The organism is Chitinophaga nivalis (assembly GCF_025989125.1).
Lineage (GTDB): Bacteria > Bacteroidota > Bacteroidia > Chitinophagales > Chitinophagaceae > Chitinophaga > Chitinophaga nivalis.
Map to the genome: position 1 here is coordinate 8113288 of NZ_JAPDNR010000001.1, position 20072 is coordinate 8133359.

The window sequence follows — 20072 nt, forward strand, 5'->3', positions numbered from 1 at the left end:
GCCAGCGACAAAAATTTTATTCCTGCGAAATATTCCAAGCTATCAGCCATCCGCATTGCTGCTGATGGCTGGTAACTAAAAGCTCTTAGTCAAATTTCAGATCCAGACCCAGACCACGTAACTCATGAATCAATACGTTGAAGGATTCAGGCACACCTGCTTTAGGTATGTTGTCACCTTTCACGATAGATTCGTACGCTTTGGCACGGCCTACGATATCATCTGATTTAATAGTGAGCAGTTCCTGCAGGATATTGGATGCACCGTATGCTTCCAGTGCCCACACCTCCATCTCACCAAAACGCTGACCACCAAACTGTGCTTTACCACCCAATGGTTGCTGGGTAATGAGACTGTACGGTCCGATAGAACGGGCGTGCATCTTATCATCCACCATGTGGCTCAGTTTCAGCATGTAGATAACACCCACGGTTGCTTTCTGGTGGAAGCGGTCGCCCGTTTCACCATCGTGCAGGTAAGTGTGACCAAAGCTAGGCAGACCAGCTTCAGAGATATAACCGGCAATTTCTTCTGTAGTAGCACCGTCAAAGATTGGCGTAGCAAAACGTACTCCCAGTTTCAGACCAGCCCAACCTAATACGGTTTCGTAGATCTGTCCGAGGTTCATACGGGAAGGTACCCCCAGCGGGTTCAACACGATGTCCAGTGGTGTACCATCTGCCAGGAACGGCATATCTTCATCACGTACGATTTTTGCCACAATACCCTTGTTACCGTGACGTCCTGCCATCTTATCACCTACTTTCAACTTACGCTTGCTGGCCAGGTAAACCTTCGCCAGTTTCAGTACACCCGCTGGCAGCTCATCTCCGATAGAGATGTTGAACTTCTCACGTTTGTAACGACCCAGCTCTTCGTTGAACTTGATGTTATAGTTATGCAGCAGGGTATTGATCTGATCGTTCACCACTTCGTCTGTTGTCCAGCCCAGTGGATTTACGTTCATGAAATCAATATTCACCAGGTTTTTAGGAGAGAATTTGGAACCTTTGGAAATCAGCACTTCACCGTAAGTGTTGGTAATACCCTGAGAGGTTTTATCCTTCAGTAATACCAGCAATTTGCTCATCAGCACTTCCAGCAGGTCTTCTGCATTCTTCTGGTGGATTTTTTCCAGTTTCTCGATGGCTGCTTTTTCGCGGGTTTTGGAATTCTTATCTTTCTTCGCGCGGCTAAACAGTTTTTTATCGATTACCACACCTTCCGTAGATGGAGGTGCTTTCAGGGAAGCATCTTTCGCATCAGAAGCTTTATCACCGAAGATCGCTCTTAACAGTTTTTCTTCCGGAGAAGGATCAGATTCACCACGTGGGGTAATTTTACCGATCAGGATATCACCTTCTTTAATGTGGGCCCCTACACGGATAATACCGTTCTGGTCGAGGTCTTTGGTAGCCTCTTCGCTCACGTTCGGGATATCTGGCGTCAGTTCTTCTTCACCCAGTTTGGTATCACGTACTTCCAGTTCATATTCATCAATGTGGATAGATGTAAACAAGTCTTCACGTGCAACACGCTCAGAGATTACGATCGCATCCTCAAAGTTGTAACCTTTCCATGGCATGAACGCTACCTTCAGGTTACGTCCCAGTGCCAGCTCACCACCGCGGGTAGCGTAACCTTCCGTGAGGAAGTCGCCTTCTACCACACGCTGACCTTTCTTCACACAAGGTTTCAGGTTGATACAGGTGCTTTGGTTGGTTTTAACGAATTTGGTCAGGTTATATATCACCAGATCATCTTCAAAACTTACCAGTTTCTGTATTTCATCACGTTCGTAACGAACATGTATTTCATTGGCATCTACGAATTCGATCACACCTTTACCTTCTGCGGTAATCTGCAGGCGGGAGTCACGGGCAGCTTTCGCTTCCAGACCAGTACCTACGATAGGCACTTCAGGGTTGATCAAAGGTACCGCCTGACGTTGCATGTTTGATCCCATCAACGCACGGTTGGCATCATCGTGTTCCAGGAACGGAATCAGGGAAGCACTCAAACCTACGATCTGGTTCGGAGCAACGTCCATGAATTCTACGTCTTCTCTGTCGAGAATCGGGAAGTCACCGGTTTCGCGGGATTTCACTTTCTCGTTTACGAAGTGGCCTTTATCATCCAGCGGAGCATTTGCCTGTGCGATTTTTACGGAATCTTCTTCCTCAGCGCTCAGGAACTCTACTTTATGCATATCTACTTTACCTTCTCTTACTTTACGGTAAGGTGTTTCGATGAAGCCCATCTCATTCACTTTCGCGTGTACGCAAAGGGTAGAGATCAGACCGATGTTCGGACCTTCCGGTGTTTCGATGGTACACAGACGGCCATAGTGGCTATAGTGAACGTCACGTACCTCAAAGCCTGCTCTTTCACGACTCAGACCACCGGGTCCGAGTGCGGAGATACGACGTTTGTGCGTGATTTCAGAGAGCGGATTTGTCTGATCCAGGAACTGTGACAACTGGGAAGTACCGAAGAAGGAGTTGATCACAGAAGACAGTGTTCTGGCGTTGATCAGATCTACCGGTGTAAATACCTCGTTATCACGTACGTTCATTCTTTCACGGATGGTACGAGCCATACGTGCCAGACCAACACCAAACTGAGCATATAACTGCTCGCCTACAGTACGTACCCGACGGTTGCTCAGGTGATCGATATCGTCGATCTCTGCTTTACCGTTGGTGAGTTGTACCAGGTACTTGATGATGGAGATGATGTCATCCTTCGTTAACACTTTCATGTCTAACGGAGTAGGAAGACCTAATTTTCTGTTGATTTTGTAACGACCAACATCTCCGAGGTCATAACGTTTGTCGGAGAAGAATAATTTATCAATGATGCCCCTTGCTGTTTCATCATCCGGCGCATCCGCACCGCGCAATTGGCGGTAGATGTGCTGAACGGCTTCCAGCTCGGAGTTAGATGTATCCTTGTTTAATGTATTGTAGATGATGGAGAAATCACCACTCACCTCTTCTTTCTGTACGAAAACGCTCTTCAGATCCATGTCTACGATGGTCTCAATGTTCGCTTCGTCCAGAACGCTATCACGCTCCAGCATAATTTCATTACGCTCGATGCTCACCACTTCTCCGGTATCTTCATCCACAAAGTCTTCTACCCAGCTTCTTAAAACACGGGCAGCCAGCTTTTTGCCGGCGTATTTATCAAGACTTTTCTTGTCTGCTTTTACTTCATCTGCCATGCCAAACAGCTGCAGAATATCTTTATCTGTTTCATAGCCGATCGCACGTAACAGGGTGGTAACCGGGAATTTCTTCTTACGGTCGATGTAAGCGTACATCACATTGTTGATGTCCGTTGCAAACTCCATCCATGCGCCCTTGAACGGAATAACCCTTGCAGAGTAGATTTTGGTACCGTTCGGATGTACAGATTGACCAAAGAACACACCAGGTGAACGATGCAGTTGGGATACAACCACGCGTTCAGCACCATTAATAACGAAAGTACCTCTTGGAGTCATGTACGGAATGTTACCTAAGAACACATCCTGCACAATTGTCTGGAAATCCACATGCTCTTCATCGTTACAGCTGAGGCGAAGTTTCGCTTTCAACGGTACGGAGTAAGTAAGCCCACGCTCAATACACTCCTCAATCGTATAACGCGGAGGGTCAACGAAATAATCGAGGAACTCCAGATTAAAGATATTTCTGGTATCTGTAATCGGAAAGTTCTCTTTAAATACTTTAAAAAGGCCTTCGTTATTTCGCTTGTCTGGTGTGGTTTCTAATTGGAAGAAATCCTTGAAAGATTGGATTTGGATAGCCAACAGATCCGGTGTCTCAGTAACTTGTTTGATCTTTCCAAAATTTACTCTTTCGTTTGTTTGGGCTTTTTTTAGAGACATATTCGAAGTTAGCAGTTATATGACTTGTAAGAATTAGGGAAATTAAGATTTCTTTGCCAATACCATCCTAATTTATTTATGCCTTCTGCACGTTGTCAAAGTCACCTTAATAGTGATTCCCCGTTTTGACTCTCTGAAAAAGACACTTTCCCAAAGGGAATAAGGCCAAAAGTGCAAAAGCACTTTTGACCTTTAAAAGATGTATACTAAGCAAAGAATTACTGAATTTCAACATCAGCACCAGCTTCGGTCAGCTTAGCTTTCAGGTCTTCAGCCTCAGCTTTGCTTACGCCTTCTTTTACAGATTTAGGCGCACCGTCTACCAGTTCTTTCGCTTCTTTCAGACCTAAGCCGGTCAGATCTTTAACGATCTTAACAACGTTCAGTTTGCTAGCACCTGCAGATTTCAGAACTACATTGAAAGCTGTTTTTTCTTCAACAGCCGGAGCGTCGCTACCAGCAGCAACAACAACTGCAGCAGCAGCTGGTTCGATACCGTACTCATTTTTCAGTACGTCTGCGAGATCCTGTACTTCCTTAACAGTTAAACCTACTAATTGTTCAGCTAATGCTTTTACGTCTGCCATTTTATAATGTTTTAATGTAATGTTTGTAATGATTGTTAATTATATTGTGACTTGGAAGCCAAATTTGTTGAAAGTGTTGGATAATAGATCCAGCCACTCTTATTCTGCTGCTGGTGCTTCCACTGCAGCTTCTTCTTTCTTGCCTTTTTCCAGCAAAGCAGCGATAACGCGTTTTGCAGGAGATTGCAACAGACCAATAACTTCTCCGATGAGTTCGTTTTTGGTTTTGATGTTGGTCAGGGCAACCAGCTGGTTATCACCTACGAATACTTCGTCAGCTACGAAAGCAGCTTTCAGTACAGGTTTTTCCAGTTTGTTGTTTGCCTTACGGAAAGCAGAGATGATCAGCGCCGGCTCTTTAGGGCTATCGGAGAACATCAGGGCAGTTACACCATGTAAAGAATCCAGTACACCTGCATATTTTTCGCTATCCAGAGACTCGAGTGCTTTGCGGATCAGGGTGTTTTTAGCCACCTTCATTTCCACTTGTTTATCAAAGCAAACTTTTCTCAGATCATTTACCTGCGCAACGCTTAATGATTCAGTGTTGGTGATGTAAAAGTTGCTATATTGAGTGAACTTACTTTTCAGCAGTTCAATCGCTTCTTGTTTTTGATCTTTATTCATATTATAACGTTTGTAGCAAGCCCCATCTTTACAGACAACGGCTACAACTCGTGATCAATTAGTTTTGAACAGATTTAGTGTCGATTGCAATGCCTGGGCTCATAGTGCTGGCCATAGACAAACCTTTCAGGTAAGTACCTTTTGCAGTAGCTGGTTTCAGCTTGATGATCGCATTGATCAGCTCCTGAGAGTTCTGCTCAATTTTATCAGATGCAAAAGACACACGACCGATAGAAGCGTGGATGATACCAGCTTTATCAACCTTGAAAGTAATTTTACCACCTTTCACTTCGTTAACTGCTGCAGCTACGTCGTTAGTAACAGTACCGGTTTTAGGGTTTGGCATCAGGTTACGTGGACCTAAGATTTTACCCAGTTTACCGATTTTTGGCATTACTGCAGGAGTAGCAACGATTACATCGATGTCAGTCCAGCCAGCTTCGATTTTCTGGATAAATTCATCCAGACCAACGAAGTCAGCACCAGCTTCTTTAGCAGAAGCTTCTTTGTCAGGTGTGCAAAGCACTAAAACCTTTTTGGTTTTACCAGTACCGTGCGGAAGCGTTACGGAACCACGGATAGCCTGGTCTGCTTTCTTAGGATCAACGCCCAAGCGGATATGTAAATCGACAGAACTGTCGAATTTAGTACAGTTAATATCTTTAACTAAGCTGGAAGCTTCTTTCAGGCTGTACACTTTATTTTTGTCCAGCTTCGCATCAGCTACTTTTCTCTTTTTAGTTGCCATTGTCAAAATGATTTTAAGATTCCTGCCTTAACAGGGTGAAACAATTAGTTTTCCCAAGGAGCTTTACCATCTACAGTAATTCCCATGCTACGTGCAGTACCGGCAACCATTTTCATAGCGCTGTTTAACGTAAAGCAGTTCAGGTCTGCCATCTTATCCTGTGCGATAGCTTCAACCTGAGTCCAGGAAACTTTACCCACCTTGTTACGGTTAGGTTCTTTAGAACCACTTTGTAATTTAGCAGCTTCCAGCAGCTGAACAGCAGCAGGAGGAGTCTTGATTACGAAGTCGAAAGATTTGTCAGTGTAAACTGTCAGCAACACAGGCAATACTTTACCCATTTTATCCTGGGTACGGGCATTGAACTGTTTGCAGAACTCCATGATGTTCACACCTTTGGAACCCAGAGCGGGACCAATTGGAGGTGCAGGGTTGGCCTGGCCGCCTTTAACCTGCAATTTCACGTACGTTGCGATCTCTTTTGCCATACTATATGATTTAATTTGGTTAAAACGCTCTCTGCCAAACAGAGAACTCCCAAAACTAAAAGGAACGAAAATAACCTTTTAAAGGGGATGCAAAGGTATATATTATTATGAAATTGTCAAAAAGTATTTGAAATTGGGCATCCTTTTTGCTTTAAGGGAGCTTTTTTTTACAAATCCATTGCATTTCCCGTAAATTTTCCTTATAATCCAGAGCGCGCAAAATTACGCTTTCTTCCTTAATTATATCGAAACAGGTTTTTCCGTTCTGCAGGCGCCGTTCTCAGGTATTGCGGCACAAATAATTGTTCCTGCTTCCACTGCTTGCCGATAGCTGCTAATGTCCCCTTCATTTCTTCCAGTTGCTGCTGCATGGTGGCATCCGCATCCTGCATACCACCCAGCTGCTGCTCCAGCGTTGTCAGGCTACCAGTCATCTCTTCCATCATTTTCTTCAGCTGGGCATCGGATACCTCCGGTGTAAACTGCCGGTTTTTAAAGGCCACATAATTATTATAGCGTTTTACTGTTTCCGCATAGGTGGTAGTCAATGCGCTAAAACGGTCTACCACACTATTCCGGGCAGCAATTTCGCGGTTGGCTTCCTGTACACGGATCGCCTGTTCCATCCATTCCATCTCATTCATGATAAAGGGATTTACAGCGCCACCATACAGCCGTATCCGGGCCAGTGCACCCTGTAGCCGTTCCAGGCGGGATTGTTTCGTCCACACAGCCAGGGTATCATTATAGGCAAACACGGCACCTTTGGCCGCCGTCGCAAAAGCCTGACTGCCCGTTTCATCGTGGCGGAGCGGAAAAGCCAGCAACTGCCACAACGGATCATAGGGCATATGTGTTTTGACGGCTATTTGTGGGGCCATCCGGAACCAGGACCAGTTGATCCGCCGGATGAAACGGCCGTTTTCCACTACCCCGGCGCCCCATGCCGGATCAGTAACGGTCCATTGATGCTCCTGTTTTACCACTACCCATTCATGGGTGCCTGCAGGAATCAGCACATTTTGCTGCAAACCATAACCGCTTACCACAAAAGCATTGATCCCACCTTCGCGGCATACCAGTGCATATAATACGGCATAGTCAATCGCCAGCCCTTTCCTGGTTTGCAGGGTGCGTTGCACAGCGGCGGCAGTATCTTTATAACTGGGTTGCCGGTTCATATTGGCCGCATCGTAACTGATACGGGTGGCCATCCAGTTAAACAAGGATTGTTGAAAAGCGGTGGAGTTGCTGGTATTTGTTTTCAACCATCTGGCGATAGTGACAGGAGAACCGGTAACAGATTCCGGAATCGTAGCAGCAATGGCAGCTGGTTTCAACTGAGCGGTGGCGGTAAGCCCCAGATACAGGCTGGCCAACAGCGCTATAACAGACTTCTTCATATAATACAGGGATATAGGGAGATCTAAAAATAAAAAGCCACCCTGTTTTGAGGGTGGCTTCAAAAATATTGAAAAAAAACTTAAGCGAGTTTTTCTACCTGCATGAAATTCAGTTCTACCGGTGTAGCACGGCCGAAGATTTTCACGGTTACTTTCAGTTTCTTTTTGTCTTCGATTACTTCTTCAATCACACCATTAAAGTCGTTGAACGGACCATCAATGATTTTGATTGTTTCACCAACAATGAAAGGTTCGCTCATCGTGAGTCCCTGATCGCTCAGTTCATCTACTTTACCTAACATTTTATTCACTTCCGCTTTACGGAGTGCGATTGGTTTTTCTTTTCCGAGGAAGTGAATAACACCGGATACGTTACGTATAGCCTGTATTACTTCATCCGTCATTTTGCCATCGATGGCTTCAATCATCACATAACCGGGGTAGAAGTTTTTTTCGCGCATTACTTTTTTACCAGCCTGCACTTTATACACCTTTTCTACCGGCAGGAAGATCTGGCTGATAACGTTACCCCAGTCGGAGCGACGTACTTCGATATCCAGGTATTCCTTCACTTTTTTTTCCTTGCCACTAACAACGCGGAGTACATACCACTTTGTTTCCTGAGCAGGAATATTGGCTGCATCCATTTATTTAGCTTTGAATATTTCGTAATAGTGCGTTAACACGAAGTTAGAAGCGGCATCCATGCCCCAAACCAGCGCAGTAACAAAAATTGTTGCTATCAGTACAATCATGGTAGATGACTGGAGCTCTTGCCAGGTAGGCCAGGACACCTTGTAAACCAATTCATGATAAGACTCGCGGAAGTAGTTTCTGATCTTATTCATTAGATAAAGTTAACTATTTATGGTCAATTTGTTTAAAGCCTAAAAAATGGTTGAGTTGTTCTATTTATTAATAACAACAATTCAACCATTTAGTTATTTATCAACCTTGGCACGGGTACTAGGATTCGAACCCAGATCAAAGGTTTTGGAGACCCGTATGCTACCGTTGCACCATACCCGTGTATCAAGCCATTAGCTCAGCTTTTTGATATCCGGCAAATGTATTAAAAAATGCCGGTTTTTAATCGCCAAAGCTAATGGCTTGTAATATTATTGTAATGCTTATTTCAGGATTTCAGTAACCTGACCAGCACCTACTGTACGTCCACCTTCACGGATAGCGAATTTCAGACCTTTATCCATCGCGATTGGAGCGATCAGTTTTACAGTCAGAGAAACGTTATCACCAGGCATAACCATTTCAACGCCAGCTGGCATTTCAACCTCACCAGTTACGTCCGTAGTACGGAAGTAGAACTGAGGACGGTATTTGTTGAAGAATGGAGTGTGACGACCACCTTCTTCTTTGCTCAGTACGTAAACTTCGCATTTGAATTCAGTGTGCGGAGTGATGGAACCTGGCTGGCAGATAACCATACCACGACGGATCTGAGTTTTCTCAATACCGCGCAGCAGCAGACCAGCGTTGTCACCAGCTTCACCTTCGTCGAGCAGTTTTTTGAACATTTCAACACCGGTACAAGTTGATTTCAGTGATTCTTCCAGCAGACCTACGATTTCAACGTTCTCACCAACTTTGATACGACCGCGTTCGATACGACCTGTAGCAACAGTACCACGACCTGTGATAGAGAATACGTCCTCTACAGACATCAGGAATGGTTGATCAACCGGACGAGGAGGCAGTGGGATATAAGTATCAACAGCTTCCATCAGTTGGTCGATAGCAGAAACCCATTTTTCGTCACCAGCCAGAGCGCCGGTAGCAGAACCTTGGATAACTGGCACGTTATCACCATCAAAGCCGTTGGAGGTCAGCAGGTCACGAATTTCGATCTCTACCAGTTCCAGCAGTTCAGGATCATCAACCAGATCCACTTTGTTCATGAATACTACGATACGAGGTACACCTACCTGGCGAGCCAGCAGGATGTGCTCTCTTGTTTGTGGCATAGGACCATCTGTAGCGGCAACCACCAAGATAGCACCGTCCATCTGCGCAGCACCAGTAATCATGTTCTTCACATAGTCAGCGTGGCCTGGACAGTCAACGTGAGCATAGTGACGGCTAGCTGTCTGATACTCTACGTGTGCTGTATTGATAGTAATACCTCTTTCTTTTTCTTCAGGAGCAGCATCGATCTCATCATAACCTCTCTTCTCTGCCAGACCCTTGTTTGCCAAAATTGTGGTAATGGCAGCAGTCAAGGTAGTTTTACCGTGGTCCACGTGGCCGATGGTACCAATGTTTACGTGGGGTTTATCCCGCTTAAAGGTTTCTTTTGCCATTTTATTTTCTTTTTAGATGGTTTGTAAAGATTGTATTGATAGTTGTTTTAAAAAAACGGTTTTACAAACTTGTACCGTTGATGAGAATTGAACTCACGGCCTTCCCGTAAAATAAAAAGTGGGACGCTCTTCCATTGAGCTACAACGCTAAGTTTAATTTCGGAGTGCGGAATTTACAAATTCGAATTCCGAAATTCGAATTTTATGGAGCTTGTTGATGCGATATCATCTCACTACAACTATTCTTCAAAAATTCAATGAGCTGTTGATGAGAATTGAACTCACGACCTCTTCCTTACCAAGGAAGTGCTCTACCCCTGAGCTACAACAGCTTGAAAATTGCATTTAATGCGAGCGGGAGACGAGGCTCGAACCCGCGACCTACAGCTTGGAAGGCTGTCGCTCTACCAACTGAGCTACTCCCGCATTTGTAATTCATCCAGTTTTCGGAAAATGATATTCATTTTCCACTTTATGAATTATAGAAATAAGTTAAAGAACATAAAGGCTGTTGTACCACAGGGTTTGGATAGTCTGTTGTCAACTTCTGAACGTTTCACCTTTCACTTAACAACTATGTTCCGCCTCTGCAAGGGCAAAAGCGGAACACGCTGTTTTGGTGGGCAGGATAGGATTCGAACCTATGAAGTCGTAGACAGCGGATTTACAGTCCGCCCCATTTGGCCGCTCTGGAACCTGCCCTAACTAAATTTTGATTTTTGGATTTTCCCGGTTTAAAGACTCAAATGATATTTTATTCAAATCTCTAAATGTTCCAATCTAAATCGATGAGCCAGCAGAGGGATTCGAACCCCCGACCCACTGATTACAAATCAGTAGCTCTGGCCAACTGAGCTATGCTGGCATCTTTTCAAAAAACATTCTTTCAAGTAACTCGTTGAAAGAGAGCGCAAAATTAAGAGATTTTTTCAATTCTCAAAATCTTTTTTTCAATTTGTTACAAATATTTAAAAAATTATTTGTTTCCTTGAAAACGCCCTACCATAAAGAACTTTGCTACCTTTACCGACCCTCTTTTTGAATCGGGATGGCAAAGGTAGCAAAGAGATTAATATTTCCAAAATTATTTTAAAAAATTATTGAAATTTCTTCTCTTTTTGTTTTTTAACCTGCCCTACAAGGGAGTCAAAAGCCAGGTCAAAAGACTCTTCGAAGGATTTGGACTCGTGCTTGACAAACAAGTCCTGGCGCGGGATACGTACTCTAATCTCAGCAATTTTATCCTTAACCTGATGTGCTAGATTATCTAATTTCAGAAATACATCTACACTAACAATCCGGTCATAAAATGTATTAAGTTTCTGAATCTTTTTGTTCACGTGATCAATCAGTTTTGAATCAGCATCAAAATGCACAGTTTGAATTTGTACGTTCATAGCACTAATTTTTTAAATATTTAACAATCTAGGTTCTAGTTTGTAGACTATGGTCATAGGCATTCTCGTTGGTTGTGAAAGAACTTCATTACTAATATAGTCACTTTTGTAATGCAATGTTAATCCGATGCGTAATTTTTTGTTAAAAGGATACTAAATCCCTCACGCCTTGGGGTGCGCCTGCTTATAAACCTTCTTCAACTGCTCAATGGTAGTATGCGTGTAAACCTGCGTGGCAGCGAGACTGGCGTGCCCCAACAGCTCTTTCACCGCATTCAGGTCTGCACCATTATTGGTGAGATGGGTAGCAAACGTATGTCGTAATATATGCGGGCTTTTCTTTTTCAGGGTGGTAATCTGATGCTCCGTCAGGTATTTGCGTACCGTTAAGTATACATACTTGGGATACAAACGTTGTCCGCTATGCGGATGCACCAGCAATACGCCTCCTTCGAAATCTTCCAGGTGGCTGCGCTTCGCTGCCATATAATCTGCTATTTGGGCATAAAGGGCCTCATTAATAGGAATAACGCGCTCCTTCCCTCCCTTCCCCATCACCTTAATGGAGAGGCTGCTTTTATCTACCCGGAATTCCTGTAAACCGATCAATTCAGACAATCGGATACCCGTCTGATAAAATATGTCAAAAATCAACCGATGGGTAGTGCCTTCAAAATCGTCGGCAAAGATGTGCAGGGAGGTAACAGATACCGGACTGCGGTTATCTTCCAGTGCCTTCATGCCCTTTTCTTCAATAAAGCCGGGTAACCGGCGGCTGATTTTCGGCGCCGCTACTTTAATCATAGGCGACTGTTTGACCAGTCCAAGCCGCAGGCAGAATTTAAAGAAGGATTTCAGGGTGGAGATTTTCCGGTTTACACTTTTGGCGGTCATGGCATCTTCCATTAACCGGGCAAGCCAGCTGCGAATCATAACATGACTCAATTCATCTACAGCAGTGCTGCCGTAACTGGCGGTAGTGTAATCGAAAAACTGGAGGAGATCGTTGCGATAGGCCGTACAGGTATGTTCGGAGTATCGCTTTTCGAGCTGAATATAGGAGATGAATCGCTCGGCTAAGGAGTATAATGGTTCGTTCAACGCAAAAAGATTGATGATTGTAAAGTTACTAAATAACCTTACAATCATCAAATATTTTGAGTTGTTGTTAGCTGATAGCTAAAACAATAATTAATCTTCGAATTTACCGGTAGCCAACTGTTGCTTGTAAACAGCTTTCAACACCTGAGTACGGCGTTTAACAGAAGGTTTAGTAAAAGACTGGCGCGATCTCAGCTGCAGTAAAATGCGAGCTTTCTCAAATTTCTTTTTATATTTTTTAAGCGCCTTGTCTATGTTTTCGCAATCTTTAGAATCAATGATCAACATAATTTTTGCCTCTTATTTTTTTTACATTTTTAAGGACAGCAAAGATAAGACAAGATTTCAAATAAACAAAATACACACGCGGATTATTCTTTTTCCCCGCCATCCTGCCCATAAAAAATGACCCATAACAATAAATCAGGGGTAAAATTCTGAAACTGATGTTCCATACCAGCAGGTACAAACAGGAAATCCCCAGGGCCTACGGTTACGATCTTGTCGTCCAGCACAAATTCCCCGCTGCCACGCATCACCAGATAAATCTCATCCTGTATATGGGGTTCCTGCCCATCTATCTCATCGGGACCAAATATAATCCCCTTCATAGATCCGTGTTCAAACAATACCGCAAAGTCGTCGTCGCTTTTCTGCAATTGTCGTAATGACTCGGCAAAAGAAACATGAAACCTCATCTGATTGGTGATTTACGAGTTCAGAGATGTACTAAAATTAGGACTTTTAGCACGAACCGCCAACAGCCCGGGTACCGGTTTCCTGCTATAAAAAATGGCCAGCAGCAACAGCCGTGAACGGAGTAACCGTACCGCGCTGTTGCTGCTGGCCATGTATATTATTAATAACCGATCTTAGTCTTTCAGCTTCTTTTTCAGCAGACTTACCTGATCCTGCAGGTGGCTGACCATGTCTGCCAGATGGTTAACGCTCATCCGGCTTTGCTGCCCGGCTTTACTGATCACCGCATCCGACTGCCATAATTCCAGCACTTCTTCCATTTCTACGGCATACGGCTCAAACTGCGGGTTATCAGATGCCAGCGTAATTCTGGCTTTGGTGCGGTTACTCTTGATAATACGCTTAAAGACGATTCCTTCCCGGGAAGTAACTACCACGTAAGTTTCGTTATTCTTTATCTCTTCCCAGCCTTCCACCTTGTGACATACGATCACAGAACCAGAAGTCACCGGTAACATGGAATCACCCGCAATTTCAAATGCACGGTAATCACCAGCTCCCAGCATAGGCAGGGTGAATGTGTTTAACTCTTCGATAAATTCATCATCATTATAACCAGCCAGATAACCAGCTGCGGCTTTTACCGGCACAAACTGAATGGCCTGGCGGGGATTTCCCAATTTCTGCTGGCGGCGTTTTTCCAGGAAATTATCTTTCTGAGACCCCAGGTCGCGTCGTAACAGGTCATCAATAGACACCCGGAACATATCACTGACCTGTTCCAACACTTCTGTACGTGGCTCCGCACGTTCTTCCTCATATGCGCCCAGCAGGGAACGCTTGATGCCCAGTTTATCGGCAAACTCTTGCTGCGTCCATGCTTTTTGCTTACGCAGATATTTCAAATTCTGGCATACTACGGACATAACCTAAATAATTTAGTACCTTGCTAACAAAATTAGCAATTTTTTTTATGATTTACCAAATATATTCGGGGCGCTTCGCTTATTTTTGCCCGGTAAAATCCAACTCAATATGATACATCTACACTCCATCTTAAGATGGGCTATAGTACTGGCTGGGCTATGGGCGGTTATCCGCGCACTGAAAGGCGTTTCCGGAAAAGCAGCATTTACGGCGGCAGACAGCAAAGCCGGCCTGTTTTTCATGATCTTCTGCGACATTCAACTGCTGGTAGGTCTGGTATTGTACTTCGTTACCAGTGAAAAAGCCAGACTGGCTCTCTCCAATATGGGTGCTGCCATGAAAGATTCCACTTTAAGATTCTTTGCTATAGAACATACTATCATGGCTGTTCTGGCGATTGCGCTGGTACACATTGGTAAATCCAAAGTAAAGAAAGCTACTTCTGATGCGCAGAAACATAAGCTGGCACTTACTTTCTACGGCATCGCGCTGATCCTGATCATTGCACTGATCCCCTGGCCATTCCGGGCAGCACTGGGCGCCGCCTGGTTCTAAACAACTATCATTTCCTTGAAATAGTAAATGGCGGCCTGTCAAGAGCCGCCATTTTTTTATCGTTGACCACTAAAAAATAAACGAAGTTGCTGACAGATTATCCCTTGTCTTTGTTGAATAATCTGAAGGAGTAAATATACGGCAAAGCTGCCAATACTATAGCTATAAAGAAAATAATAAACACCCCTGTGACCAGTGACAGGAAAAAACCGGCGATAATAACGGCAATGCCTGCACTCAACCACAGGTTACTGGCCATCCGATGTGTCTCTGTCCATATCTCGGTACTCTGCAGCGTCCACGGCGTTCTTACCCCTACATAGTTATTGGGTTTCAGGTTCCGGAGATAATAGCCGATCGCCGTTAACAGCAATCCTACCCCGATAAATGCCCAGCGTTCCATGGCAAATGGTTTTCCCTGACTCACCATGAAAATAATGATACAAGTAAAAACAGCCTGGTAGGTATGGATCAGAAAACGGATCCGGTAAAACTCTTTATGTGACACCTCCCCGCTATCCGTTATTTCGTCTTCCTTGGGAATATACCGGAAGAGAAAATAGATCAAAGCATTAGTAAAAAACAAAAAGATCATCAGTAACAGAAAATCCCGCTTGGTACCTACCCGTTCAGGCACCCCTTCTATATTGAAATTGGTAGGAATAATTGCTGGCAGGGAAGGCCAGATAATGCCCAGATAGGCCATCGGTATGAGTAACAGTACCAGGATAAGTATCTCTTTTGTATAATCCGGTTGTTTCATGGGAAGATAGTTTTAACGTTGATCGTTCACCTGATTCCCTTGTCCGTTCATTCCTCACTCCTATACTACAGATAGTCTGCCTGTTATGTTGCAATAAAGTTACGAAAATTGACAATGGGGATAAAAAAGCAATCTTATTTTACTAATTATCTTAGCAAAGCTAAAATAATTAGTATCTTAGCAGCAGAAAACAGGTGATTCCGGCTGGCAGGCCCCGCTGGTCACTATCCTGCCCATCATTCTGCCCGGTCTGCCATCCGCATCGCTCTTTATACGGTGTATTACTTCATCCTGCTGTAGCCGTAAACCGAAGGATTTATGATTACTTTACAACAGCGTACGATTGCGCACTTTGATCTGGATTGCTTTTTTGTGTCTGTGGAATGCCAGCAGGATAGCCGGTTAAAAGGTCAGCCCCTGTTAATAGGAGGCAGCAGCGACCGGGCCGTCGTAGCCGCCTGCAGCTACGAAGCAAGGCGTTATGGCATTCATTCCGCCATGCCCATGAAAACAGCCCTGCGGCTTTGTCCGCATGCGATTGTACGCAGCGGCGACCTGGAAAACTACAGCAAAAAATCGCGGGAAGTCACCGACATCATCGCAGGTAAAGCACCCCTGTATGAAAAATCATCGATTGATGAATTCTACCTGGACCTATCCGGCATGGATAAGTTTTTTGGGTCCCTCAAATGGACGGCTGAACTGAGAAAAGCCATCATGAAAGCGTCCGGTCTACCCATTTCATTTGGGCTGGCCACCAATAAACTGGTATCCAAAGTAGCTACTGATGAAGCCAAACCCAACGGGCAGCTGGAAGTACTCTCCGGAGAAGAAAAAAGCTTCCTGGCACCACTGGCCATTGAAAAAATCCCCATGGTAGGCCGCGAAACAGCCTCCCAACTGAGGCGCCGCGGCGTAGAAACCGTAAAAACACTCAGTGAAGTACCCATCTCCCTGCTGGAAGCATGGATGGGAAAAAACGGGATCTCCCTCTGGAAAAAAGCCAATGGTATTGATGAATCTCCAGTGGTGCCTTATTATGAACAACAATCTATTTCCACTGAAAATACTTTTCCGGCAGATACTATCGACATGGTATTCCTGCATGCAGAGCTGGTACGCATGACCGAAAAGATTGCCTTCGAACTCCGACAGCAAAATAAACTCACCGGCTGCGTTACCGTGAAAATCCGCTACTCGGATTTTGAAACCGTTACCCGGCAAATGTCTATCCCCTACTCCTGCGCCGACCACATTCTGCTGGAAAAAGTGAAAGAGCTGTTTAAAAAAGCCTATGACCGGAGATTGCTGGTTCGCCTGATAGGCGTACGTTTCAGCCACCTCGTACAAGGCAACTACCAGATCAGTCTCTTCGACGACAGTCAGGAAATGATTGCCCTCTACCAGGCCATTGATCACATCAAAAACCGCTTTGGCTGGCAATACCTGATGAAAGGCACCAATGTGCTGCCGCCCGACAGCAAAGACCGCCACCGGCCTGCTACAGACATCATGCCTTATCTTAAAAGATAATCCCTTGTTCTTTTATTCCTGCCTGTCTGTCCACTCCATCGCTTTTCACAACGATCCGGTTTATGTATCTCAACTGTAAAACATTTTTCAGTCTCCGCTATGGCACCATGCCGGCATCTACCCTGCTGGAAAAAGCCCATGAACTGGGTATTACCTCGCTGGCTCTTACCAACATCAACCATACTTCCGATGCCTGGGAGTTTGTGGCGCAATGCCGCGAATACCTCATCAAACCGATACTGGGTGTGGAATGCAGGAATGAACACACGTTCAAATATCTCCTGCTGGCCCGCAACCAGGAAGGCTGGTATCATATCAATGCTTTTCTTTCGGCCTATCTGCAGACGGAGCAACCCTTTCCGGATACCGCGCCGGTGCTGCCCCACACTTTTGTCATCTATGCCTGGGGCAACCGCTCTCCCGCTGCCCTGGCGCCGCATGAACTACTGGGCATCCGGCCCCGCGAAGTTAACCAGCTATTCCGGACCGATACCGCCGCCATCCGCGATAAGCTGGTGATCATGCAGCCGGTGACCTTTCAGGATGATACCCATTACGAATTACACCGCCTGCTGCGCGCCATTGATCAGAACATCCTGATTTCCCAGCTGGAACCTGCTACTACAGCGCATCCGGACGAACAATTCCGCACGCCGGCCCAACTGCTCTCCGCTTTTGAAGCCCATCCGCATATTGTGCAAAACACCCTGGCGGTCATGGATGCCTGTACCATGGAGGTCGATTTTAACATCTCCCGAAATAAAAAAAATTTCACAGGCAGTGTGGAACAAGACCGGGAAAAACTCCGGGAACTGGCACTGGAAGGCATGTTATATCGTTATGGTGATCAGCATACCGTTGCCCGGCAACGCATCGAAAAAGAACTGGCCATTGTTGCCCAGCTGAATTTTGAAGCCTACTTCCTCATCACCTGGGATATTATCCGATATGCCCGGGAGCGGGATTTTTTTTATGTGGGACGTGGCAGCGGCGCCAATTCCATCATCGCCTACTGCCTGAAAATTACGGATGTAGACCCCATTGCGCTGGATCTATACTTTGAACGTTTCCTCAACCCTTACCGCTCTTCTCCGCCGGATTTCGACATTGACTTCTCCTGGCGCGACCGGGATGAAATTATCAGCTATGTTTTTGAAAAATACGGTAACGCCTATACGGCTTTACTGGGTACCGTTACTACCTTTCAGACAAATGCCATTATCCGGGAGCTGGGCAAAGTATATGGTCTGCCCAAAAAAGAGATCGATAAAATCCTGGAAAACGGCTTTGATATCAGATTGGACGGAGACGACATCCAGAAAAAGATACAGCATTTCAGCAACCTGATGACCACGGAAAAAGCTTTTCCCAACCACCTTAGCATACATGCCGGCGGTATCCTGATCAGCGAAGCCCCTATCCATCATTACTGTACGACCTATTTACCTCCCAAAGGATTTTGTACTGCCCAGCTGGATATGCTGCAGGCAGCACGTATCGGGCTGCATAAGTTCGATATCCTGAGCCAGCGCGGGTTAGGCCATATCCGGGATACCATTCAGCTGGTGCGTGAAAACAAACAGGTGGAGATTGATATTCATCATGTAAAGGCATTTATGATTGATACGCAGGTAAAAGAAAACCTGAGAAACGTAAATACAATCGGCTGTTTTTATATTGAATCTCCCGCCATGCGACAACTGCTGCAAAAGCTATCGTGCGATGATTATCTCACCCTGGTAGCCGCCAGTTCTATCATACGCCCGGGCGTAGCACAGTCGGGGATGATGAAACAATACATCCAGCGTTATCATCATCCGGAACAGGTCGTATACCAGCATCCTATTATTGAAGCGCTATTACATGAGACGTTTGGGATTATGGTGTATCAGGAAGATGTGATTAAAGTGGCGCATCATTTTGCAGATATGGAATTAGCAGACGCCGACTCCCTGCGCCACGCCATGGCTGGCAAATACAGAGGTTCCAAAGACTTTGAAAAAATAGAAGCACTGTATTTTGCCAACTGCGCACGCCTGGGACGTCCACTGGATGTAGCAACAGAAGTGTGGCGACAAATTGCCAGCTTCGCCAACTTCTCTTTTTCCAAAGCCCATTCTGCCAGCTTCGCAGTGGAAAGCTATCAAAGCCTTTACCTGAAAACCTATTTCCCCGCTGAATTCATGGTGGCGGTTATCAACAACTTCGGCGGCTTCTATAACCGGGAACTGTATTTCCGGGAACTACTCAAAACAGGCGTTACCCTACATCCCCCCTGTGTGAATAACAGTGACTACCCTACGAAAATAAAAGGTGACGCGGTATATGTAGGTCTGATTCATATTGAAGGCCTGGAACAGGGGCTGGCAGAACGGATCCTGGAAAACCGGCGATTGTACGGGGCTTTTCTCCACCTGGAAGATTTTACCGCCCGGATATCACCCGCACCGGAACAACTGGAAATACTGATCCGTATCGGGGGCTTTAAATTTACCGGACATACCAAAAAGGAATTATTGTGGAAAGGCAGCCTGCTCGTTAAACAAAAAGATACCCGCCAGGTACCGGCCATGTCTTTATTTCCCAGCGCGCCGGTTGACTGTCAGCTACCTACATTGACCTACCACGCCCATGAAGATGCCTTCGATGAAATAGACCTCCTGGGATTTCCGCTGACATCTCCTTTTGAGGTGTTGCAGCATGATCAAAGTACATATATCCCTGCCCGTATGTTCGGGCAATACCGGGGGCAATACATTACTACCCTGGGCTACCTGGTTACCACCAAGTTTCTTCGCAGTGCGAAGGGAGAACCGATGTGTTTTGGTACCTTCCTCGACCGGGAAGGCAGCTTTATAGATACCACCCATTTTCCGGACAGTTTACGGCAGTATCCGCTGCAGAAAAGTGGTTTTTACGTATTACAGGGCAAGGTGGCGGATGAATATGGGGTATTGTCATTGGAAATCAACAAAATGCGTAAAATCGGGTATTTTGAAGATAAGAAGATGCAATAACCGACAAAATGTTG

18 protein-coding genes and 6 tRNA genes are annotated in these 20072 nt (G+C 45.2%); 3 read left to right on the top strand and 21 right to left on the bottom strand.

The window, feature by feature from the left end; translation table 11 throughout:
- Positions 1–85: 85 nt before the first annotated feature.
- The 20 genes from rpoB to OL444_RS29885 form a co-directional block, all read right to left on the bottom strand.
- Positions 86–3895 carry a DNA-directed RNA polymerase subunit beta gene (rpoB, locus tag OL444_RS29790; RefSeq protein WP_264727209.1) on the bottom strand — a complete coding sequence of 1270 codons (3810 nt, stop codon included), beginning with the start codon at positions 3893–3895 and terminating at the stop codon, positions 86–88.
- A 218-nt stretch (positions 3896–4113) separates the two neighbouring features.
- Entirely contained in the window at positions 4114–4482 is a 369-nt protein-coding gene (rplL, locus tag OL444_RS29795) for a 50S ribosomal protein L7/L12 (RefSeq protein ID WP_264727207.1), read from the bottom strand.
- A 99-nt stretch (positions 4483–4581) separates the two neighbouring features.
- Positions 4582–5109 (bottom strand): 50S ribosomal protein L10, encoded by a 528-nt coding sequence (rplJ, locus tag OL444_RS29800; protein ID WP_264727205.1) that lies wholly within the window; start codon positions 5107–5109, stop codon positions 4582–4584.
- Positions 5110–5167: 58 nt separating this feature from the next.
- Positions 5168–5857 carry a 50S ribosomal protein L1 gene (rplA, locus tag OL444_RS29805; protein WP_264727203.1) on the bottom strand — a complete coding sequence of 230 codons (690 nt, stop codon included), beginning with the start codon at positions 5855–5857 and terminating at the stop codon, positions 5168–5170.
- A gap of 44 nt (positions 5858–5901) precedes the next feature.
- Positions 5902–6345 (bottom strand): 50S ribosomal protein L11, encoded by a 444-nt coding sequence (gene rplK, locus OL444_RS29810; RefSeq protein ID WP_264727202.1) that lies wholly within the window; start codon positions 6343–6345, stop codon positions 5902–5904.
- A gap of 236 nt (positions 6346–6581) precedes the next feature.
- Complete coding sequence (locus tag OL444_RS29815) at positions 6582–7748, bottom strand: transglutaminase domain-containing protein (RefSeq protein WP_264727200.1); 1167 nt, start codon at positions 7746–7748, stop codon at positions 6582–6584.
- 80 nt (positions 7749–7828) lie between these two features.
- The gene (gene nusG, locus OL444_RS29820) at positions 7829–8395 is read right to left on the bottom strand and encodes a transcription termination/antitermination protein NusG (RefSeq protein WP_264727198.1); all 567 of its coding nucleotides are present in this window, start codon (positions 8393–8395) and stop codon (positions 7829–7831) included.
- Positions 8396–8596 (bottom strand): preprotein translocase subunit SecE, encoded by a 201-nt coding sequence (gene secE / locus OL444_RS29825; protein ID WP_106527941.1) that lies wholly within the window; start codon positions 8594–8596, stop codon positions 8396–8398. It abuts the gene before it with no gap.
- Positions 8597–8703: 107 nt separating this feature from the next.
- Positions 8704–8777 (bottom strand) — tRNA-Trp (locus OL444_RS29830).
- A gap of 101 nt (positions 8778–8878) precedes the next feature.
- Complete coding sequence (tuf, locus tag OL444_RS29835; RefSeq protein WP_264727196.1) at positions 8879–10066, bottom strand: elongation factor Tu; 1188 nt, start codon at positions 10064–10066, stop codon at positions 8879–8881.
- Between the two features lie 72 nt (positions 10067–10138).
- A tRNA-Lys gene (locus OL444_RS29840) sits at positions 10139–10215 on the bottom strand.
- A gap of 111 nt (positions 10216–10326) precedes the next feature.
- Positions 10327–10398 (bottom strand) — tRNA-Thr (locus OL444_RS29845).
- A gap of 21 nt (positions 10399–10419) precedes the next feature.
- Positions 10420–10492 (bottom strand) — tRNA-Gly (locus tag OL444_RS29850).
- A gap of 191 nt (positions 10493–10683) precedes the next feature.
- Positions 10684–10768 (bottom strand) — tRNA-Tyr (locus tag OL444_RS29855).
- Positions 10769–10857: 89 nt separating this feature from the next.
- Positions 10858–10931: transfer RNA gene (locus OL444_RS29860), tRNA-Thr, on the bottom strand.
- Positions 10932–11163: 232 nt separating this feature from the next.
- Positions 11164–11463 (bottom strand): HPF/RaiA family ribosome-associated protein, encoded by a 300-nt coding sequence (locus OL444_RS29865; protein WP_264727194.1) that lies wholly within the window; start codon positions 11461–11463, stop codon positions 11164–11166.
- Between the two features lie 162 nt (positions 11464–11625).
- Complete coding sequence (locus OL444_RS29870) at positions 11626–12564, bottom strand: tyrosine-type recombinase/integrase (protein WP_264727192.1); 939 nt, start codon at positions 12562–12564, stop codon at positions 11626–11628.
- Positions 12565–12654: 90 nt separating this feature from the next.
- Entirely contained in the window at positions 12655–12852 is a 198-nt protein-coding gene (gene rpsU, locus OL444_RS29875) for a 30S ribosomal protein S21 (RefSeq protein ID WP_264727190.1), read from the bottom strand.
- 83 nt (positions 12853–12935) lie between these two features.
- The gene (locus OL444_RS29880; protein WP_264727188.1) at positions 12936–13262 is read right to left on the bottom strand and encodes a cupin domain-containing protein; all 327 of its coding nucleotides are present in this window, start codon (positions 13260–13262) and stop codon (positions 12936–12938) included.
- Positions 13263–13436: 174 nt separating this feature from the next.
- Entirely contained in the window at positions 13437–14189 is a 753-nt protein-coding gene (locus OL444_RS29885) for an XRE family transcriptional regulator (protein ID WP_264727186.1), read from the bottom strand.
- Between the two features lie 109 nt (positions 14190–14298).
- Here OL444_RS29885 and OL444_RS29890 point away from each other — a divergent pair, with 109 nt between their 5' ends.
- Complete coding sequence (locus OL444_RS29890) at positions 14299–14745, top strand: hypothetical protein (RefSeq protein WP_264727184.1); 447 nt, start codon at positions 14299–14301, stop codon at positions 14743–14745.
- A 97-nt stretch (positions 14746–14842) separates the two neighbouring features.
- On the opposite strand, the gene OL444_RS29895 is transcribed toward OL444_RS29890, so the two are convergent.
- Positions 14843–15508, bottom strand: coding sequence for an SdpI family protein (locus OL444_RS29895; protein ID WP_264727183.1), 666 nt, complete (start codon positions 15506–15508; stop codon positions 14843–14845).
- Between the two features lie 318 nt (positions 15509–15826).
- Here OL444_RS29895 and dinB point away from each other — a divergent pair, with 318 nt between their 5' ends.
- Positions 15827–17041 (top strand): DNA polymerase IV, encoded by a 1215-nt coding sequence (gene dinB / locus OL444_RS29900; protein ID WP_264727182.1) that lies wholly within the window; start codon positions 15827–15829, stop codon positions 17039–17041.
- A gap of 62 nt (positions 17042–17103) precedes the next feature.
- Positions 17104–20058 carry a DNA polymerase III subunit alpha gene (locus OL444_RS29905; RefSeq protein ID WP_264727181.1) on the top strand — a complete coding sequence of 985 codons (2955 nt, stop codon included), beginning with the start codon at positions 17104–17106 and terminating at the stop codon, positions 20056–20058.
- Positions 20059–20072 lie beyond the last annotated feature (14 nt).

Bases quoted from the DNA above. Each gene is read 5' to 3' on its own strand.
- OL444_RS29890 (WP_264727184.1), top strand. From the start codon at position 14,299: ATGATACATCTACACTCCATCTTAAGATGGGCTATAGTACTGGCTGGG.
- nusG (WP_264727198.1), bottom strand. From the start codon at position 8,395: ATGGATGCAGCCAATATTCCTGCTCAGGAAACAAAGTGGTATGTACTC.
- OL444_RS29895 (WP_264727183.1), bottom strand. From the start codon at position 15,508: ATGAAACAACCGGATTATACAAAAGAGATACTTATCCTGGTACTGTTA.
- secE (WP_106527941.1), bottom strand. From the start codon at position 8,596: ATGAATAAGATCAGAAACTACTTCCGCGAGTCTTATCATGAATTGGTT.
- OL444_RS29880 (WP_264727188.1), bottom strand. From the start codon at position 13,262: ATGAGGTTTCATGTTTCTTTTGCCGAGTCATTACGACAATTGCAGAAA.
- dinB (WP_264727182.1), top strand. From the start codon at position 15,827: ATGATTACTTTACAACAGCGTACGATTGCGCACTTTGATCTGGATTGC.
- OL444_RS29815 (WP_264727200.1), bottom strand. From the start codon at position 7,748: ATGAAGAAGTCTGTTATAGCGCTGTTGGCCAGCCTGTATCTGGGGCTT.
- rplA (WP_264727203.1), bottom strand. From the start codon at position 5,857: ATGGCAACTAAAAAGAGAAAAGTAGCTGATGCGAAGCTGGACAAAAAT.
- rplK (WP_264727202.1), bottom strand. From the start codon at position 6,345: ATGGCAAAAGAGATCGCAACGTACGTGAAATTGCAGGTTAAAGGCGGC.
- OL444_RS29905 (WP_264727181.1), top strand. From the start codon at position 17,104: ATGTATCTCAACTGTAAAACATTTTTCAGTCTCCGCTATGGCACCATG.
- OL444_RS29885 (WP_264727186.1), bottom strand. From the start codon at position 14,189: ATGTCCGTAGTATGCCAGAATTTGAAATATCTGCGTAAGCAAAAAGCA.
- OL444_RS29865 (WP_264727194.1), bottom strand. From the start codon at position 11,463: ATGAACGTACAAATTCAAACTGTGCATTTTGATGCTGATTCAAAACTG.
- rpsU (WP_264727190.1), bottom strand. From the start codon at position 12,852: ATGTTGATCATTGATTCTAAAGATTGCGAAAACATAGACAAGGCGCTT.
- tuf (WP_264727196.1), bottom strand. From the start codon at position 10,066: ATGGCAAAAGAAACCTTTAAGCGGGATAAACCCCACGTAAACATTGGT.
- rpoB (WP_264727209.1), bottom strand. From the start codon at position 3,895: ATGTCTCTAAAAAAAGCCCAAACAAACGAAAGAGTAAATTTTGGAAAG.
- rplL (WP_264727207.1), bottom strand. From the start codon at position 4,482: ATGGCAGACGTAAAAGCATTAGCTGAACAATTAGTAGGTTTAACTGTT.
- rplJ (WP_264727205.1), bottom strand. From the start codon at position 5,109: ATGAATAAAGATCAAAAACAAGAAGCGATTGAACTGCTGAAAAGTAAG.